The 18,758-nt window shown below is 48.3% G+C and carries 12 protein-coding genes; 4 read left to right on the plus strand and 8 right to left on the minus strand.

The window, feature by feature from the left end:
- Window positions 1–135 precede the first annotated feature (135 nt).
- The 7 genes from SHEWMR4_RS03590 to SHEWMR4_RS03620 form a co-directional block, all read right to left on the minus strand.
- Entirely contained in the window at window positions 136–1,164 is a 1,029-nt protein-coding gene (locus SHEWMR4_RS03590; protein WP_041408961.1) for a methyltransferase, read from the minus strand.
- Between the two features lie 187 nt (window positions 1,165–1,351).
- Entirely contained in the window at window positions 1,352–2,764 is a 1,413-nt protein-coding gene (locus SHEWMR4_RS03595) for an alkaline phosphatase (RefSeq protein ID WP_011621485.1), read from the minus strand.
- A gap of 73 nt (window positions 2,765–2,837) precedes the next feature.
- Window positions 2,838–3,785, minus strand: coding sequence for a glutathione synthase (gene gshB / locus SHEWMR4_RS03600; RefSeq protein WP_011621486.1), 948 nt, complete (start codon window positions 3,783–3,785; stop codon window positions 2,838–2,840).
- Between the two features lie 108 nt (window positions 3,786–3,893).
- Window positions 3,894–4,625, minus strand: a complete 732-nt coding sequence (gene rsmE, locus SHEWMR4_RS03605) for a 16S rRNA (uracil(1498)-N(3))-methyltransferase (RefSeq protein ID WP_011621487.1) — start codon at window positions 4,623–4,625, stop codon at window positions 3,894–3,896.
- 8 nt (window positions 4,626–4,633) lie between these two features.
- Window positions 4,634–5,410 carry an endonuclease EndA gene (gene endA, locus SHEWMR4_RS03610; protein WP_083757877.1) on the minus strand — a complete coding sequence of 259 codons (777 nt, stop codon included), beginning with the start codon at window positions 5,408–5,410 and terminating at the stop codon, window positions 4,634–4,636.
- Between the two features lie 126 nt (window positions 5,411–5,536).
- A complete protein-coding gene (locus SHEWMR4_RS03615; RefSeq protein WP_011621489.1) occupies window positions 5,537–6,142 on the minus strand; it encodes a SprT family zinc-dependent metalloprotease in 606 nt (201 codons plus the stop codon).
- Window positions 6,143–6,322: 180 nt separating this feature from the next.
- The gene (locus tag SHEWMR4_RS03620) at window positions 6,323–7,480 is read right to left on the minus strand and encodes a hypothetical protein (RefSeq protein ID WP_011621490.1); all 1,158 of its coding nucleotides are present in this window, start codon (window positions 7,478–7,480) and stop codon (window positions 6,323–6,325) included.
- A 349-nt stretch (window positions 7,481–7,829) separates the two neighbouring features.
- Here SHEWMR4_RS03620 and blaOXA point away from each other — a divergent pair, with 349 nt between their 5' ends.
- Complete coding sequence (gene blaOXA, locus SHEWMR4_RS03625; RefSeq protein ID WP_011621491.1) at window positions 7,830–8,627, plus strand: OXA-48 family class D beta-lactamase; 798 nt, start codon at window positions 7,830–7,832, stop codon at window positions 8,625–8,627.
- A gap of 306 nt (window positions 8,628–8,933) precedes the next feature.
- Here blaOXA and SHEWMR4_RS03630 read toward each other — a convergent pair whose 3' ends face one another.
- Window positions 8,934–9,845 (minus strand): LysR family transcriptional regulator, encoded by a 912-nt coding sequence (locus SHEWMR4_RS03630; protein WP_011621492.1) that lies wholly within the window; start codon window positions 9,843–9,845, stop codon window positions 8,934–8,936.
- 122 nt (window positions 9,846–9,967) lie between these two features.
- On the opposite strand from SHEWMR4_RS03630, the gene SHEWMR4_RS03635 reads away from it, so the two are divergent.
- From SHEWMR4_RS03635 to fusA, 3 genes are all read left to right on the plus strand, one after another.
- On the plus strand, window positions 9,968–14,521 hold the full coding sequence (locus tag SHEWMR4_RS03635; RefSeq protein ID WP_011621493.1) for a biotin carboxylase N-terminal domain-containing protein: 4,554 nt from the start codon (window positions 9,968–9,970) through the stop codon (window positions 14,519–14,521).
- A 194-nt stretch (window positions 14,522–14,715) separates the two neighbouring features.
- Window positions 14,716–16,164: a diguanylate cyclase gene (locus SHEWMR4_RS03640; RefSeq protein ID WP_011621494.1), complete on the plus strand. Its 1,449-nt coding sequence runs from the start codon at window positions 14,716–14,718 to the stop codon at window positions 16,162–16,164.
- A gap of 449 nt (window positions 16,165–16,613) precedes the next feature.
- Window positions 16,614–18,707, plus strand: coding sequence for an elongation factor G (gene fusA / locus SHEWMR4_RS03645; RefSeq protein ID WP_011621495.1), 2,094 nt, complete (start codon window positions 16,614–16,616; stop codon window positions 18,705–18,707).
- The last annotated feature ends 51 nt before the right edge of the window (window positions 18,708–18,758 follow it).

Genomic DNA, 18,758 nt, shown 5'->3' on the forward strand with positions numbered 1-18,758 from the left:
AAAATCCAAATAATATGATTGTGTTAGAGGCGTGCGCGCAAGGCGAACCAAGATAGCGTTAAAACCTAGCCGCAGAGGCAATGGGCACTGAATTTCGGCAAGGGCGCCCCACTCACAAGCGAGCGGGGCGAAAGATTAGGCCTGTTGGAAGGAATAGAGTTTGTACTTGTTGTTCTCTGCTGGCACGGTTAATTGGCCGAACTCGGCGGCGATGGTGTCCGAATAGGGTAGGTGGCGGTTAGCGACGATTTGCCAAATCCCTTTAGATTGTAATTGCTTGGCACTATCGGCGACAAAACTTTGGGCAATGCTAGTGGTGCTGGCAAGGCCATCGTGGAACGGGGGATTGGAGATAATACCGTCGAATTTTCCACTGGTTTGCGCCAGTCCATCGGAGGGATAGACCTTGGCCGTCATGCCGTTTGCCGCCAGCGTAAGTTCGCAGGAGGCCAGCGCCATGGCATTGATATCAATACATTCTAGCGACAGTGTCGGTTGTGCCTTTAACAGCGCAGCGGCAATCACACCGGCGCCGCAGCCAAAATCCAGTACTCGGCCAGAGAGCGTTGGCAGATGGGACAGCAATAGCTCTGTGCCTTGGTCTAAATGCTTTTCACTGAACACACCGACTAAGTTGCAGATGGTGATATTGCCCTGCGGGGTGGCGAGTTGATACTGGCTAGTCCAATCGCTGAGTTTAATCTCGGGCGCAGTATCGATTAGGCTGCTGCCAAAGAGTAAGCAATGGCGCGCGTTATCGAGTTTGACGCCAGTGGCAAAGTATTTCGGCAACAGTTTGACTAAGGATTTAACCCCGCCTTTGTTCTCTCCCACGACTAAGAGTTGACCATCTGCCACTAAATGCTGAGCGGCCAGATTAAACAAGTAGGGCGCTAACGGCTTAGCCTTAGGAAAGTACACAATTACAGTGTCGTACTTATCCTGGTGGGGCAGTTGATGGCCAAAATAGCAGCGCAGTTTGGCATTAGCCTGCGGCGCTAAATGCAGGTAATGGTGGTAATCCAAGGCGAGGGCATCGACGGACTGGGCGACATCGAGCAGTGCTTTGGGCAATGAGTCTGCCTCATGGTTTAGCACTAAGACTTTATGTTGGCTCAGGGTTTCCTGATTGCGGATAATGACTTGCGATGGATTCGTTAACACTGCATGGCTACCGTAAAAAATAAGTGCGGGCATTATACCCCTTATTCGGCTACGAGCCAGCCTGCATGCCGCCGACTTAAGGGGTGCAGCAAAACAGCGCTCACTCGAACGGTGCGGAATGAAAGCCAATAAAAAAGGCAACTGTGTTAACACTGTTGCCTTTCATCTATTAGCTAATCGCAGCAAATTAGCCCTGAGACTGCACTGGTGCTAGTTCTGGTGCTGGTGCTGGTGCAGGCGCTGGAGCTGGAGTCGATACCTGTGCGGTGGCTTTTGGCTTTTTAGGCTTAGGTAACAGGCTAAAAATCTTATTGGCGATATCTGTGTTGTCTTGATGACCGTTAAACAACTCAGAGGCTGGGCCTGCGGCAAAGACTTGCACGTCGGTCCCCGTGTGGCCGCCGGTTGTCCAACCCGTATCGGTACGTTTATCAATCACATGGCGAATCGCAACGGCCATGGTTTCTAAGCCCTGCATTCTGGCAACATTTAACTTAGTCACTTCTTCTTCGGTCAATTCAAAGCCTAGCCCGCGGGATAGGTCGGCTTGCCAAGTGTCACCACCAAGAGCGGCTTGGGCTAAGGTATCTGAGCTTGCCGAGATATTACGTAGGATCTCTGGATTCCAGTTGTAGTTGCCATCGGCGCCAATCGATAACCCGCCAGTATTATGGTCGGCGGTGATAACCATTAAGGTATCGGGATTTTGGCGTACGAATTGTTCGACGACTTCAATCGCATTGGCAAACTCATCCATTTCGCCCATGGCGGCGGCGATATCATTGTTGTGTCCCGCCCAGTCGATAAGGCTACCTTCGACCAGCAGCACAAAGCCTTGCTCATTTTGCGACAGTAAGCTGAGGGCTTTTTGAGTCAAGGTGCTGAGTTTTTTAGCATCTTTTTCATCAATCGCCCAAGGCAGTTGCACCTCGGCAAACAAACCTAAGACCTTAGGCTGGGTAATGCTGGCCAGATCGTCAAAGCGGGTAATGTGTTGATAACCCTTGGCGGTGAACTGGGCTAACAGCTCTGGAGGAAAGTACTTTTGCCCGCCACCTAAAAACACATCGGCGTTGGTTTCGAGATAACTTAATGCCAGTGCGTCGTAGTTTTTACGGCTCTCGTTATGGGATAAAAAGGCCGCTGGTGTGGCATGGTTGATTTGTGACGTGACCGCCACACCCGTGCTCAAGCCTAAGGTTTTGGCTTTTTCAAAAATGGTAGGCAGTGGCTGTTTTTGTGTATCGACCGAAATGGCGCCGTTATAGGATTTGACTCCTGTCGCGAGGGCAGTCGCGGCGGCGGCCGAGTCGGTGACATAACCACTGACGCTGGCGGGATAAGTGCTCGCCATGCCAACCAATAAACGGTCGAAGACGGTTTGTTCGACTTCTTCGGTATCTGGATTGTCCTTGTAATAACGATAGGCACTGGTATAGGAAGGCCCCATGCCGTCGCCAATCATGATCACAATATTTTTCGGGCGTGAGGGGGCTTTTACTGGGCCAGTCTCATTCGCTCCTGCTTCAACTGCCAGTGCGGAGGTGGAGAGCCATAAACTCATACCAAGCAATAACAGTGGCGCTTTGGTGAAACTCATATCAGATCCCTAGAAGTCGTAGGCGCTCTGTGGGCGCCTTCAATGAATAATATTATCTTGTAGGTGTACAAGCTTACTGGGCAAGACGGGCTTCGATGGCATCGAACAGCATGCCAGTAATGTCCACATCGAATGCCGCTTGGATTTCACGGATACAGGTTGGGCTGGTGACGTTAATCTCGGTCAGCTTGTCACCAATCACATCCAGACCCACAAAAATCAGGCCGCGTTTTTTCAGCTCTGGGCCAATGGCGCGGGCGATTTTCCAATCTGAGTCCGATAACGGCTGGGCAACACCGCTGCCGCCTGCGGCCAAGTTACCGCGGGTTTCGCCTTTTTTCGGAATGCGCGCTAAGGCGTAGGGCACGGGCTCACCGTCCACCACCAGAATACGCTTGTCGCCCTTGGTGATTTCAGGAATAAAGGCCTGCGCCATGGCGTATTGGTTGCCATATTGGGTCAAGGTTTCGATGATCACCCCAAGGTTAGGGTCGTCCTGTTTCACGCGGAAAATTGAGGTGCCGCCCATGCCGTCTAATGGCTTGAGGATAATGTCGCCCTTGGCTTGGTGGAACGCGCGGATGCGATTAGCATCGCGGGTCACTATGGTTTCTGGCGTAAATTCGCTAAACCATGCGGTGAATAGTTTTTCGTTGGCATCGCGCAAGCTTTGCGGCTTATTTACAATCAGCACGCCTTGCTCTTCGGCGCGCTCTAGCATGTAAGTGGCGTAGATAAATTCGGTATCGAACGGTGGGTCTTTACGCATTAACACCACGTTCAACTCGCTCAGCGGCGTGTCTTGAGCCTCGCCTAGTTCGAACCATTTATTGGCATCGTTGATGACCTGTAATGGACGCATATTGCCCATAGCTACGCCGTTGACCATGGCGAGGTCGGCCATTTCCATATAAAACAGTTGGTAACCCCTTTCCTGCGCCGCCATTAGCATGGCAAAACTGGAGTCTTTCTTAATGTTGATCTCACTGATGGGGTCCATCACTATGCCGAGTTTTATCATTAATCTGTTCCTTATTGATTGCCGTCGCAGGCAAAAAGCATTTATGGATTAGCCAGTAATCGATTCGCCAGCCAGTGTGTTACCCGCTGGCGTTTAACCATTTTAGATTTAACCTAAGTCACCGAATCTAAGTTGCAGCGCGGTAATCGCCGTGAGTGAGGCGGTTTCGGTGCGCAGCACTCGGGGGCCGAGTAACACATCGGTAAACTGGTAGGTTTCCGTCATGGCGATTTCTTCCGCCGATAATCCCCCTTCGGGGCCGATCAGCAGGCGTACACGGGTATGGGATAAATCTAAGCCATTGATACCGTGCGCTGCTCTTGGGTGCAAGTTGAGTTTGAGTGCGCTGGTCGGTTCGCTGCACCATTCCTGTAATTCCATGGCGGGGCGAACGATGGGCACTTGGCTACGGCCAGATTGCTCACAGGCGCTGATCACAATCTTTTGCCATTGCTGGATTTTCTTTTCGAGACGCTCACCAGTGAGTTTGACGCCGCAGCGGTCAGAAAACAGTGGCGTAATGGTATTCACCCCTAGCTCAACGGATTTTTGAATGGTGAACTCCATCCGATCGCCGCGGGAAATCACTTGGCCTAAATGCAGGTTGAGGGGCGATTCCGATGGATTAGCCTCACAGGAGAGCACTTTTACCGTGACCGATTTTTTACCCGCATCGACAATTTCGGCAAGATAATCATTACCATCGCCATTAAACAGGCTAATGTGTTCGCCACTGCCCATACGCAACACTTTGCCAATATGGGCTGCGCCATCCTCATCTAAATTCAGCTGTTGATTTACGGCTAATGGTTGAGGTTGATAAATTCTTGGAACTCTCATTGTCGACCTTATTCGGCTAATTGTTGGCGCAGTGGCGGCGCATTGCAGGCATTCTGCACAAAGGGATTATGATTACCTTGGATTTGCGCTATGGCGTTATCGCGTTTGCATTCAATAGTATCAACTGGATAGCTTTTATCCCATGCTTTGAACAATTTTAATTGCTGCGAGGCGATTTTAAGGCCGTAGGTTTGCTGCATATACAGGTAAGTGCGGGCTATTTTGCCGCGGGCATTAGCGGGCGGCTGGGCTTGGCGATTCTTAAAGTCGATGACTATGGCGCATTGACCATATTGGTCGGCCTTACCGTTCCATTGGCTAAAACGGAAGTTGCTGCGATCGCCGTTCACTTCACCAATCGCGGGCACCAGATTGTGCATGTCCGCTTCCATTTTATTGAATTCTTTACTGTTATCGGCGCAGTTTTTACGGCCGCCCTTTTGCCAGCATTGTAATTGGTGACCAAATTCCCACGCCGGGACTATATGTTCCCACTCGATGCGGTTGGCGCGGGTCTCTTGTTTACGCACTTGATAGCCGCAGCTGTTGAGATCTGGCTTCCAGGATTTGCCCTTTATTTGGATATCACAGCCACAATAAAAACTGACCGCTGGCAAGGTGCCCTGACGGCTGCCTTGATATAAAGATTGGGACAAGACCTTGGCTTGGCTAAAACTATTGGGGTGTGAAGGAGAGGCATGGACTGAGGCCGAAACCGCCAGCCAACTGAATAGGCACAGCAAGGCTTGCCGAGACCTTAAGGCTATCTTGGAGTTGTTCAATATTTATCCCAAAAAGTAATCTGTACTACGCGAGCCTGTGGCTCGTCTCTTATACCCGAATGGTAAGGGAAATACTGCGCCTTATGCAAATCGCTCGTACTTTTGGCCGAGGATTTAGTGTACGGCGGATTATTCGGCGGCTTCGGTAAAGGTGAGGTGGGTATGGCAGCGTTTGCATAGATAACGGGTCTCACCACGCAACACTTTATTATGGCGACGGATGCTCAGCCGAATCGGGCCGCAGGCGCAGCGGTATTCAAAGTCTTTCCCTTTAACCGACTGAGTATCGAAACTGTGGGTGGTATTGGGGCTCACCTTGAACAGCTTGAGCATGATGGATTGCCACTCGCGGCCATGGGGTTTGGTTTTGCCAAAGAGTTGGAAACAGAGCAAATGGCTTATTTCGTGGGGCACCACTTCGGCTAAAAAGGCTTCGCTATTTTCCCTGAGTAATACGGAATTAAATCGTAGGCGATTCTGTTGCAAATGGGCCGTGCCCGCACTCCGTCCCCGCAGGGTAAATTGAGTTAGCGGCCGCGCAAATGGACGCTTGAAGTAGATTTCCGCCTGCTGGTAACAGTCTTCGATGCGTACCAAGATTTGTTGCTGCAGGGGTGTCAGTGGCTTTGGCTGGCGTTGTGGCGTGGCCGAGTTAGCCGCCGTTGCTGAGGTGATACTCGTGGATGAGATGGCTTTACGGCGCAGGCTATTGAGTAGGGATCTCGGGTTAAACATAGACTTAGGCGTTAACTCTTATTTTGCAAAGCATCAATTAAACAACTCATCTAGCTATCGCAAGACATCTATTACGATTCGCTGAGTTCAAAACTCTCATGCTCAAAGCCCTCATTCAAGGCGACTTGCAAGCGTTCGCATCATAACGAACGCTTGCAGACAATGCCAGTATTGCGATTGTTACAGGCTCGCCGCAGCTTGCATCACCATAGTGCGCACTTGCTCGACGATGGCTTGTTCAGTGGCATTGTCGTAGCCCTTCACCCTTGGGGTGTGGATATGGCCGACCTTGGCTGGGCTGTTGAACTTTTGCTGTAACACAATGGCGCGATAAGAAATCTCGTTTGAGAGATACCCACCGCCAGAACCTTCGACCGAGGTTTCATTTTGCAGCTCGTTTAGGGAGCTGGCATTAAATTCGCCGCGGGCTAGGGTGGTCACTGTATGGTTGTCGTTGACTTTCCATTGGCCGTCTTTGACCTGCATGGCGGCGACGGGCAGTGAAAACTCAACAAACTCAGGGCCGATAAAGTCTTTACCATTGAGTTTGGGGGCGACAGGCGCGGTTTTGCTTCCGCCTGTGTACAGATTTTGGTTATCCGGCGCGGCGGCGCTACGGTTACGGCCGGGGAAGCGTTCAATATCAAAGTCACTGCGGCCCATGCTGACGGTAAAGACAAACTGGGTTTTAGGATCGCGATAAATGGGGCTGAGTAAGGATTCGATAATGCCTTGGTCAAAATCCTCGAAGCGCACTGGGATCATCGCGGTTTCGATTTGGGCTTTTTTGCCGTTGATATCAAACCTAAAACCATCGAGGGCAAGGGCGACCAAGCCTGAAGGATTGCTCTGGCTGATGTCTTTATCGAGGAAGAAAGGGTCGAATCCCGTCAGGAAGATTTTTATCTGAACATCGTCGCCGAATTGGATATCGCTAAAACCGCGAGATGCCTTCTCGACGGCGCTGGCTAAAATATTCTGTTGCCAATCGGCCATTTTGAAATTGGCGCTATTGCTCTTGATGCTATTTAACATTGAGAGCCGAGCCCAGTAGAGGGATCTGTCGTCAAAGTGACCTGACTGCACATCACGCACCGCCTGTTGCCACAGTCTGTGGCCTTGGCGGGCTGCAAGTTGGGTTGCATCGCGTTCATTCTTCTGTGCGGAAAGCTGAGTCGCCAAGCCTTCGTCCAAGGCTTGATAGCGGTTGACCACTTCTGCCATGGTTTTTTCTGCAGTAGGAATGCGGGAAACTTCCACATCTCCTAGGAGTTGTACGGCAGCTGCGGTTTGCGCCACTGTGCTGGCGAGGATAAAAACGAGGCTGGGCTTTAACATTGGCGTTTCCTTTTTATTTTAATCACTTATTTTGCTGGAAAAGGGCGATGTTCCTAAGGCGTTTGGGTTTGCTTCATCCTAGAGAGGATGTAACTTATGCCAAAAAGTCACAATGATTGTTTTGAGTATAAGAGTTTACCTAGAGTGATTCGAGGATCTTATTCCTGTTTTGCATATTGAGGTCAGTGTACGGGCGTTAATCAGCGTTGAGTGGCGAGAAACGCGGGCATAAGTGCCTGCCTTATTTTTGCCACAATTGGTCAGCAGTTTGCTAGGGAAAGCCCGCCAAGACGGTGCTACTCTTAGCGCCTCATTTTTATGGATTTATTGCATTAGGCAAGGGGACATTATGCGTGCGTTAGCCTTATCGGCTGTGTTGATGGTGACAACGATGATTGGCATGCCTGCGGTGGCAAAGGAGTGGCAAGAGAACAAGAGCTGGAATGCTCACTTTAGCGAACATAAAACCCAAGGCGTGGTTGTGCTCTGGAACGAGAATACACAGCAGGGTTTTACTAACGATCTTAAACGGGCAAACCAAGCATTTTTACCGGCATCGACCTTTAAGATCCCAAACAGTTTAATTGCCTTGGACTTAGGTGTGGTTAAGGATGAGCATCAGGTCTTTAAATGGGATGGACAGACGCGAGATATCGCCGCATGGAATCGTGACCATGATTTAATCACCGCGATGAAGTATTCGGTTGTGCCTGTTTATCAAGAATTTGCCCGCCAAATTGGCGAGGCTCGTATGAATAAAATGCTGCACGCCTTCGATTATGGCAATGAGGATATCTCGGGCAATTTGGACAGTTTTTGGCTCGATGGTGGTATTCGCATTTCGGCTACCCAGCAAATCGCTTTTTTACGCAAGCTGTACCACAACAAGCTGCACGTTTCTGAGCGTAGTCAGCGCATCGTGAAACAAGCCATGCTGACCGAGGCAAATGCCGACTATATCATCCGAGCGAAAACCGGCTATTCGGTCAGAATTGAACCGAAAATCGGTTGGTGGGTTGGCTGGGTCGAACTGGATGATAATGTGTGGTTTTTCGCGACCAATATGGATATGCCTTCCGCTGAGGGCTTAGGGTTACGTCAAAGCATTACGAAAGCAGTGCTGAAACAGGAAAAAATTATTCCTTAGAAGTGGTTAGCGGCGCATTTGTGTAAAATAGCCGTCATATAAGCTGTAAAGATATATGGACAAAATGCTTATGCTTATGCTGATGCGCTCATAGCTAATTGCTCATACTTAATTCGGTCAGACACCATAGACTTATACTCAGCGAGCTACCAGTTAGTCTGAGCAGTCGCACCTTATTCCTAAACGCAAAAAGCCTAGTCAATTCGCTAGGCTTTTTGTTATCTCAATGGCATGGTCTTTCAACATAGGTATGTGAATCAAGGAGAGGAGATATAGGCAAAGGAGAATACCGCTGCGATAAAGTGCTTAGCCCATCAAGGATTGCAGGCTTTCTTGGCTACTAAAGCGTTTGACGAAAAAGTCCAAGAAGGCACTGATATTAGTGGCTAATTGGCGACGGCTCGAATACACCCCATAGACCTTAAAGGGTTCGATTGGCCATTCTTGTAGTATGGGAACCAGTTGACCATTCGCCAACTCCGTCTTGCAGGCGGAGTTGGACAGCATGGCAATACCAAAGTCATCGAGGGCTAACTGCTTGACCATAATAGGGCTATTAACCCTAACCTTACGTTGAAAATTCACCATGGTCTTACGTGCGCCTTTACCGAGGGGCCAAATGGGCGCAGAGCGTGATGTCCCGAGTAAGATGCCACTGTGCTCACTTAATTCCTTGGGGGTTGCAGGCGTGCCTCGGGCTTTTAAATAGGCCGGGCTTGCCACGAGAATGGGTTGGCGCTCGAACAGTAATCTTGCAACAAGATCAGAGGATTGCAGTGGCCCATATTTGATAGCTATGTCATATCCTTCACCCACTAAACCGATATCATTGTCGGTAAACTGGACATCTAATTCCACATTGGGATATAAACGCATGAATCCGCTACAGAGGTTAGCGATTAATTCTTGGCTAAAAGAGACTGGAATAGCTATCCGTAATGATCCTGACACATCATCATGGGTACTCTCGATAACAGCCTTGGCCGCTTCCACCTCATTGCGAATGGAATCACAGTGTTGATAAAAGAGGGCCCCGACTTGAGTAAGGCTTAAGTTGCGGGTGTCGCGTTGTAATAATCGCACGCCAAGTTCTTCTTCGAGCTGCGCGATTTTGCGACTTATGGTGGATTTTGGGTGGCCGGTTTCACGTGCAGCTTGGGAGAATCCCTTCGCTCTAACTACGGCTGCAAATAGCATCATACCGTTTAAATCTGGCATGTTTTTCCCACTGTCTCATATTTGGAACATAGCGTCTTATGCAGTTTAATGGCATTTGGCGGGATAACAAAGTTATATTTATTGGCTAAAAATTTTCAGAGGCTAAAGCAGAGGATCTTTTGATGACCAGCAATAATCAGCCCACACACATGACTCAAGCCCAAACGCCCGATCCGCTTTTTTTACAAGCCGAGCATTTGGCAAAAGATTTTTCTCTGTTTCCTAAACACAGTAAACAGAGCTTATCAGATGAAATTAAAGGTCTTTTAAACGATGACGCCATTCAGGCAAATTTAAAAGACTTGGCATCTTTAGATGTCGATGGTTACGTCGCAAAAGTGATCCAGCCGACCCAAGATAAAGGTCGTCCTGGTGCAAAACGTATCATTGCTGACCTAAAAGGTCGCTTGATTACCGAAACTCACTTGGGTTCTTTCTACAGCGCTGAGGTCGAGCTGAATTTCGGTTCACGCACTCGTCGTATCGGTTTTATTGCCCAAGAGCGTACCACGGCTAACGGCGCGTGGATGCCTGAACATCACTATGCGGCCTGTAAAGCGATTCGTCATTTCGCCGAATTGTCTATGCCTATCGTTTATCTCATCGACACCCCTGGGGCCGATGCGGGCGAAGTGGCTAACAGCCAAAACCAAGCACATTCTATTTCTAAGGCGATTGCTGAGAGTGCCAACGTTGACGTGCCAACAGTCGGTATCGTTATCGGTGCGGGTTACTCGGGCGGTGCGATTCCATTAGCGGCGGCCAACATCCTGTTATCGCTGCGCGATGGTATTTTCAACACGATTCAGCCACAAGGTCTGCAGAGTATTGCGCGTAAGTACAACCTGTCATGGCAGGAATGTGCTAAGTCTGTGGGCGTGTCTCCAGAAGAGCTATACACCGCGGGTTGTATCGATGGCATCATCGATTTCTCTCCTGGTGACCGTGACGAGCGTCAGCACAACTTACGCCGCGCTATCATCAGCAGTATCGAAGCTGTTGAACGTGCAGCCATCAACTTTGTGCGTGAATCTAAAGATTTACGTGAGCACTATGACCGCAGTTTAGCGCGCTTCCTCAGCCCATCTAAAAACCTGATGGCGTTAGAGTTAAACGCAGAATTGGCCGTGGCAACTAGCCCGACCAACCATCACAACCTGTTTGGTAGTGCTTACCGTTACCTGCGTTATTTAACGCTGCGTAGCCGCATTCATTCAATCTCTCAGGAGCAATACGGACGTCTGTCACGTGTTAGCGTGCCTGAAGGTGACTTGTTAGCTCGTATCCAGCAAGAGCAAGACCGTGTATTCCAAGCTTGGTTATCAAGCCCTGATAAGCTGGTTTACGATGAAGATCTAAACAAGCTGTGGGCGAACTTTATTGCTAAGCGCGATGAAGTGTCTACCGAGCGTAACATGCTGACTCGTTTGATTTTGGGTGAACCAAAAGAGAACTACAAAAAAGCACGTAAGGCGCTGTTATTTAACATCGGTTGGTCTTTATATCACCGCTGGAAGAGCAATGCGGCAAACAACTTCAAGGGCTTAATCCAGCACCTTGAAAATCTGCCAAAGTCAGTGACTCAAGCCAAGTGGCCTGAACTGAATCAACTGACTGTGCTCGATGTGGTTGTGAACGACGAACTGCGTGAAGACTTCATTTGGCAATGTCATAACATCCTGATCTTTAACTCACTGTACGACAACGTTGTGGGCAGCTTAGCGTCTATCGCGAAAGAAGCCATGATGTCTAAGAGCCTGTCTCGTAACTCAGTGAACAACCTGCTGCACAAGTCAATTGACCATGCGCTGTCGACTCAGGATACCGCTAACGACAAGGCGAAATTCTACAAGTGGCTTAAGTACTTTATGGGCCAATCTAACCGTGCCGATCTCTTGGTGCGTGTAGAGCAGTGGAAGAGTGTGGGGTTCCCACAACTTAACGACAGTTTATTCGTTATCCTGACTTACTTCTTCGAGCGTTTACTGCCTGAATACTTCGACAGTGAAAGCGATAACAGCAAGTACACTGGCGCGATTAACCCTGTGCGTATCGGTCGTCGTAAGGACTTCTGGAACCGCTTGACCATGGGTTATCAGGACTTACTGATCCAAAAAGTATTACGTGACGAAAAACGTACCGGCAAGATGACGTGGGAAAATGTGATTAAGCAATTTTTCACTCATTTTGAAGAGATCAATGGCGACAAAATGTCGGCCAACTTGCTTAACTTCCCTGGTTTCCGTCTCTCAATCGAAGATGCGTTAGACAAAGGCATTCGTCCTTGCGGTCTGATCACAGGTATTGCTGACTTTAAAGAAAAAGGTCAAAAAGTCCGTGTGGGTGTGGCTGTGTCTAACACTGCATTCCAAGCGGGGGCCTTCGATATGGCGAGTGCTGAGAAATTCTCTGCGCTGCTGATCGAGTGTGCTAAGCGTAAGCTACCTGTTGTTTGCTTTATCAGCTCAGGCGGTATGCAGACTAAAGAAGGTGCTGCGGCACTGTTCTCTATGGCTGTTGTGAACGACCGTATCACTCGTTTCATCCGTGATAACGAATTGCCAGTACTGATGTTCGGTTTTGGTGACTGTACTGGTGGTGCGCAGGCGAGTTTCGTGACTCACCCATTAGTGCAAACCTATTACCTGTCTGGTACTAACATGCCATTCGCGGGTCAAATGGTGGTGCCAGCTTACTTGCCTTCGACTTCGACACTGTCTAACTACTTGTCGAAAGTACCAGGTGCAATGGCGGGCTTAGTCCACAACCCATTCAGCGAAACCTTAGATAACCAATTGGCGAGCATCGATCCTCTGATGCCAATGCCAACGGCGAAGATCAGTGACGTGATCATCAACGCCCTATCAACACTGGTTGTTGAAGCGCCTGTTGAAGAAGAAGTGATTGTTCAAAACGATCCACGTAAGTTAATGAAACCAATTAACAAAGTATTGGTTCATGCCCGTGGTTGTACCGCTGTTAAGTTGATCCGTAAGGCTCACGATAACGATATCAACGTGGTATTAGTGGCGTCAGATCCTGACATGACCGCCGTACCTGCGGATATGCTGAAAGACTCAGACAAGTTAGTCTGCTTAGGTGGTAACACCTCTGACGAAAGTTACCTGAACGCTTACTCAGTGCTCAAAGTGGCCGAATACGAGCAAGTTGATGCACTGCACCCAGGTATCGGCTTCCTGTCTGAAAGCCCACAATTTGCGGCATTGTGTGTGAACAATGGGGTTAACTTCGTTGGTCCTAGCGTGCATTCAATGACGACTATGGGTAACAAGTCGAACGCGATTAAGACATCACAAAGCCAAAACGTGCCAGTAGTACCAGGTTCACACGGTATTCTGACGAACGCTGAGCAAGCAGTGAACGTGGCCAATGAAATTGGTTACCCTGTGCTGCTCAAAGCGGTACAAGGCGGTGGCGGTAAAGGTATCCAGGTCGTTAAACGCCCTGAGGATATGATTGGTTTATTCCAAAAGACCTCTACCGAAGCGGCTGCGGCCTTTGGTAACGGCGACTTGTACTTAGAGAAATATGTAACGTCACTGCGTCATATCGAAGTGCAGTTACTGCGTGACAAGTTTGGTAACGCTAAGGTTCTGGGTTTACGTGACTGTTCTGTACAACGTAACAACCAGAAAGTGGTCGAAGAGTCTGGTTCAACCATGCTGCCAGAAGAACTGAAGAAACAAGTGCTGGCTTACACCCGTGCTTTAGGTGATGCGACCGATTATATGGGCGCAGGTACAGTTGAGTTCATCTATAACTTAGATGCGAACGAAGTGTACTTCATGGAAATGAACACCCGTCTGCAGGTAGAGCATCCAGTTACTGAAGCGACTTCAGGTATCGATATCGTGAGCGCGCAGTTTGATATCGCTGCGGGTCGTTCAATCGAGAACCTAGAGCCGAAAGAAATTGGTTATGCGATGGAAGTGCGTGTGACTGCAGAAAAAGCAGCACTGGACAGCCATGGTGTACTCCAACTTATCCCAAATCCTGGCAAGATCACCGAATGTGTATTCCCTGATCATCCAGATGTGGAAATCATCTCGATTGCCGCCGCGGGTAAAGAAGTATCACCATACTACGACAGCTTAATCGCTCAGGTGATTATGCGCGGTGAAAACCGTGAAGACGTTATCGCGAAACTGCACGCTTACTTAGACAGCGTAGTGCTTAAAGGTATCGCGACTAACATTCCATTGCTGAAACTGATCCTAAGTGATGGCACCTTCAAAGAAGGCGTATACGACACTAACTACCTGCCACGTTTCATGGCTGAGCTAGATATTCCAGCGCTGATCGCTGAAATGGAAGCCGCTGCTGAAACCGTGGGTGTAGACACTGAGTCACTGCGTGTCGGTGAAAGTAACGAACTGAAAGTATTAGCCCAAGGCGCAGGTATCTTCTATACCTCTCCAGCCCCTGGCGAACCTGACTTCGTGAAAGAAGGCGATATTGTTACTGCAGATCAAACGCTTGCGTTAACTGAAGCGATGAAGATGTTCTCTCAGGTCAACTTAGCCGGCTTCAACCGTCAAGGTGCAGTGCTGTACCCTGAAGATAAGAAGTACCGCATCGAGCGTATTCTGAACAGCAATGGTCAGCAAGTATCGCAAGGTGACTTACTCTTCGTGGTATCGCCAGTAGAAGATTAATCGCGCTTAAGCGATGAGTGCATCGAAATACCCGCCAGTTGGCGGGTATTTTTTTATCCGATTAAATAGCATATGGACAAACCCTGTAAGCCTATTTCCATAAACAATCTAGGGTTTATTGGTATTATCTTAGTATCGCGTATACACTTTTTTTACCTTGTAAGACTAACTGATGAGTGTATTCGAGAAGCGACATGGGTTGCAGATTCTGGGTTTTATTCTTCTGTTTATGCTCACCTTTATGTGTCAATGCCGAGCGCTTGGCCTCATACCTCAATGCTGCAGACGATCTCAGCAGTGCCACCCAATTAATTCGTTATTGCGTCGATCCCGATTGGTTACCCTATGAAGCGATTCGTGATGGTCAACATGTTGGGATTTCGTCGGATTATATTCGTTACATCGAATCCCATTCATCGTTAAAGTTTAGTCTGGTACCTACCACCTCTTGGACACAAACCTTAGATTTTCTGCAAACGGGACGCTGCAATTTAACTCCGCTACTCAATAAGACTGTGACTCGGGAGCAGTTTTTGCATTTTAGCCATGTGTATTTTCGTTCCCCCAATGTATTGGTCTCTCTCAAGGACCAGCCCTTTTTGCAAGGGTTTGAAAACATCGGTCCGCGCACCTTGGCGGTGCCTGATGGCTATCGTCTCGCCGAATATATTCAGCATTACTATCCCAAGGTTCGCACTATTACAGTGGCGAGCGAGCCTGCGGGGCTTGAGGCTGTGCTTGAGAAAAAAGTCGATCTCTTTGTGGGGTCGATGTTTTCCGTCAATGCCTATATTCAGCAGACGGGATTCAATCACCTAAAAATTGCCGGTTGGGGTGGCCCGGAGGATGAACTGCGGGTGGGGGTGAGCGCTGGACATGAGGCGCTGCTGCCATTAATCAATCAAGTGCTAGACAATGTAGATGAGCTGGAGCGGATCAGGATTTACCAGAAATGGAACAACATCACTATCATCGATGAAACCAACTACTTACTTATCTATCAAGTGATTGCGGCGACACTGTTAGTCGTGTGCCTACTGGTAACGCGCACTTATATGATCAGTCGTTACAATCGCCGACTAACCGATAAAAACCAGCAGCTTGAAGAATTGCGTTTGCAGTTAGAGCAAAGCAATACCGAGCTTGAGTTTTTATCTACCCATGATCCGCTCACGAAACTCTACAATCGGCATTACTTTAATCGACAATTTGTCCATGAACACCGCGCCGCCGCTTCCACGCAAGGGGCCATTTGCTTGGTGATGTTAGATATCGATTTCTTTAAAGAGATCAATGACACCTTAGGCCATTCCGTTGGGGATACTATTTTGATGGAGTTGTCCTCTGTGTTGCAGCATTGTGTGCGTGAAAGCGATGTGGTTGCGCGTTGGGGCGGGGAAGAGTTTGTGATCCTCTGCCATAACACCTCGCTCGAGGCCGTTAAGTCTCTGTGTCAGCGGATTGCAACAGCCATCAAAGATAACCATTTCAGTGGTGATGTGCGCCTGACTTGTAGTTTTGGGATTGCCAAACTCGCTGCAAATGAGCCGATGCAATCTTGCTTCGAACGGGCAGATAAGGCGCTATATCAGGCAAAAGCACAGGGGCGGGATCAGATTTGTGTCGGTGAAACTCACCTTTAAAGTGGTAAATACATTGGATGAAATGAGCGTATTCCTAAGCTCGCAGCGGATTTTATTCAGAAATCCTGTATTTATCCTAGAAAACCTTCCCAGTTGCGCATTTTTTTACAGAGTTGGGCGGTTTGTTGGCTGGCTCAAGATGGTCTTATCGCTATTTGTTAACAGCTAAAGCGTGGAAAAGTATCGCTACAGACAAAAATCTGCTTATTTTTAGGGTTTTTACTAATTGATTGAATATTGAGCTAAATTATTTTATTTAGTTGTTTTCAAATATTTTTCTGATTTTTTTTTAATTTTTTCCGCGACTTTATCGTGAAAAATTGCAAGAGCCATTTGCGCATAGCGGGGTTCCAATTTACAATATGCGCCTAAAATAATCTGATGTGCGGTGTGTCGGTGGTTTGTCGCATACTCCGTCTACTTCTTAAACTAATCATTAAAGTTGAATCATGACCGAATTATCCAAATACAGAAACATTGGTATCTTCGCTCACGTTGACGCGGGTAAAACCACGACCACCGAGCGCATTCTTAAGCTAACTGGTAGAATTCACAAAGCTGGTGAAACCCACGATGGTGAATCTACAACAGACTTCATGGTTCAGGAAGCTGAGCGCGGTATTACTATCCAATCAGCAGCAGTAAGCTGTTTCTGGAAAGACCACCGTTTCAACGTTATCGACACCCCTGGGCACGTTGACTTCACCGTTGAAGTTTACCGTTCTCTGAAAGTGCTTGACGGCGGTATCGCTGTATTCTGTGGTTCTGGTGGTGTTGAACCTCAATCAGAAACTAACTGGCGCTATGCTAACGAATCTGAAGTTGCTCGTATCATCTTCGTAAACAAGTTAGACCGTATGGGTGCTGACTTCTTACGTGTTGTTAAGCAAACTAAAGACGTTTTAGCTGCTACACCATTGGTTATGGTTCTGCCTATCGGTATTGAAGACGAGTTCAAAGGTGTTGTTGACCTGTTAACTCGCCAAGCTTACGTGTGGGATGAAACTGGTTTACCAGAAAACTACTCTATCCAAGAGATCCCTGCTGACATGGTTGACTTAGTTGAAGAATACCGTGAACAGCTGATCGAAACTGCTGTTGAGCAAGATGACGATCTGATGGAAGCTTACATGGAAGGCGAAGAGCCATCTATTGAAGACCTGAAGCGTTGTATCCGTAAGGGTACTCGTACTATGGCATTCTTCCCAACATTCTGTGGTTCTGCGTTCAAGAACAAAGGTATGCAACTGGTTCTAGACGCTGTTGTTGACTACCTGCCAGCACCAAACGAAGTTGATCCACAACCTTTAACTGACGAAGAAGGCAACGAAACTGGCGAATACGCAATCGTTTCTGCTGACGAGTCATTAAAAGCATTAGCATTCAAGATCATGGACGACCGTTTCGGCGCCCTGACCTTCGTACGTATTTACTCTGGTCGCCTGAAGAAGGGTGATACCATTCTTAACAGTGCAACTGGTAAGACTGAGCGTATCGGCCGTATGTGCGAAATGCTTGCAAACGATCGTATCGAAATTGAATCAGCTGAAGCTGGTGACATTATCGCTATCGTGGGTATGAAGAACGTACAAACTGGTCACACTCTGTGTGATGTTAAGTATCCATGTACTCTGGAAGCCATGGTGTTCCCAGAGCCAGTTATCTCTATCGCAGTAGCGCCAAAAGATAAAGGCGGCAGCGAGAAGATGGCTATCGCTATCGGTAAGATGATCGCAGAAGATCCATCATTCCGCGTAGAAACTGACGAAGATTCAGGTGAAACCATCCTTAAAGGTATGGGTGAACTGCACTTAGACATTAAAGTGGACATCCTGAAGCGTACTTACGGTGTTGAGCTGATCGTGGGTGAACCACAAGTAGCATACCGTGAAACCATTACTCAAATGGTTGAAGACCAATACACCCACAAGAAACAATCTGGTGGTTCTGGTCAATTCGGTAAGATCGAATACATCATCCGCCCAGGTGAGCCAAACTCTGGCTTCGTGTTCAAGTCTTCAGTTGTTGGTGGTAACGTTCCTAAGGAATACTGGCCAGCAGTTGAGAAAGGCTTCGCGAGCATGATGAACACTGGTACTATCGCTGGCTTCCCAGTGTTAGACGTTGAGTTCGAACTGACTGACGGTGCTTACCACGCAGTTGACTCTTCAGCAATCGCGTTCGAAATCGCTGCTAAAGCGGCATTCCGTCAGTCTATTGCTAAAGCTAAACCACAACTGCTTGAGCCAATCATGAAAGTTGACGTGTTCAGCCCAGATGACAACGTTGGTGACGTAATCGGTGACTTAAACCGTCGTCGCGGTATGATCAAAGACCAAGTTGCTGGTGTAACTGGTGTTCGCGTTAAGGCTGACGTTCCGTTATCAGAAATGTTCGGTTACATCGGTACTCTGCGTACAATGACTTCAGGCCGTGGTCAGTTCTCTATGGAGTTCTCACACTACAGCCCATGTCCAAACAGCGTTGCGGACAAAGTTGTTGAACAAGTTAAAGAGCGTAAAGCTGCAGAAGCTAAGAAGTAATTCTTAACTTTACCAAATAGAAACCGCTGCTAAGCCTAGGCTAGCAGCGGT

The sequence above is a fragment of the Shewanella sp. MR-4 genome (assembly GCF_000014685.1).
Lineage (GTDB): Bacteria > Pseudomonadota > Gammaproteobacteria > Enterobacterales > Shewanellaceae > Shewanella.

Coding starts and splice junctions, on each gene's coding strand:
- SHEWMR4_RS03595 (WP_011621485.1), bottom strand. CDS start 2,764: ATGAGTTTCACCAAAGCGCCACTGTTATTGCTTGGTATGAGTTTATGG.
- gshB (WP_011621486.1), bottom strand. CDS start 3,785: ATGATAAAACTCGGCATAGTGATGGACCCCATCAGTGAGATCAACATT.
- rsmE (WP_011621487.1), bottom strand. CDS start 4,625: ATGAGAGTTCCAAGAATTTATCAACCTCAACCATTAGCCGTAAATCAA.
- SHEWMR4_RS03615 (WP_011621489.1), bottom strand. CDS start 6,142: ATGTTTAACCCGAGATCCCTACTCAATAGCCTGCGCCGTAAAGCCATC.
- SHEWMR4_RS03620 (WP_011621490.1), bottom strand. CDS start 7,480: ATGTTAAAGCCCAGCCTCGTTTTTATCCTCGCCAGCACAGTGGCGCAA.
- blaOXA (WP_011621491.1), top strand. CDS start 7,830: ATGCGTGCGTTAGCCTTATCGGCTGTGTTGATGGTGACAACGATGATT.
- SHEWMR4_RS03630 (WP_011621492.1), bottom strand. CDS start 9,845: ATGCCAGATTTAAACGGTATGATGCTATTTGCAGCCGTAGTTAGAGCG.
- SHEWMR4_RS03635 (WP_011621493.1), top strand. CDS start 9,968: ATGACCAGCAATAATCAGCCCACACACATGACTCAAGCCCAAACGCCC.
- SHEWMR4_RS03640 (WP_011621494.1), top strand. CDS start 14,716: ATGGGTTGCAGATTCTGGGTTTTATTCTTCTGTTTATGCTCACCTTTA.
- fusA (WP_011621495.1), top strand. CDS start 16,614: ATGACCGAATTATCCAAATACAGAAACATTGGTATCTTCGCTCACGTT.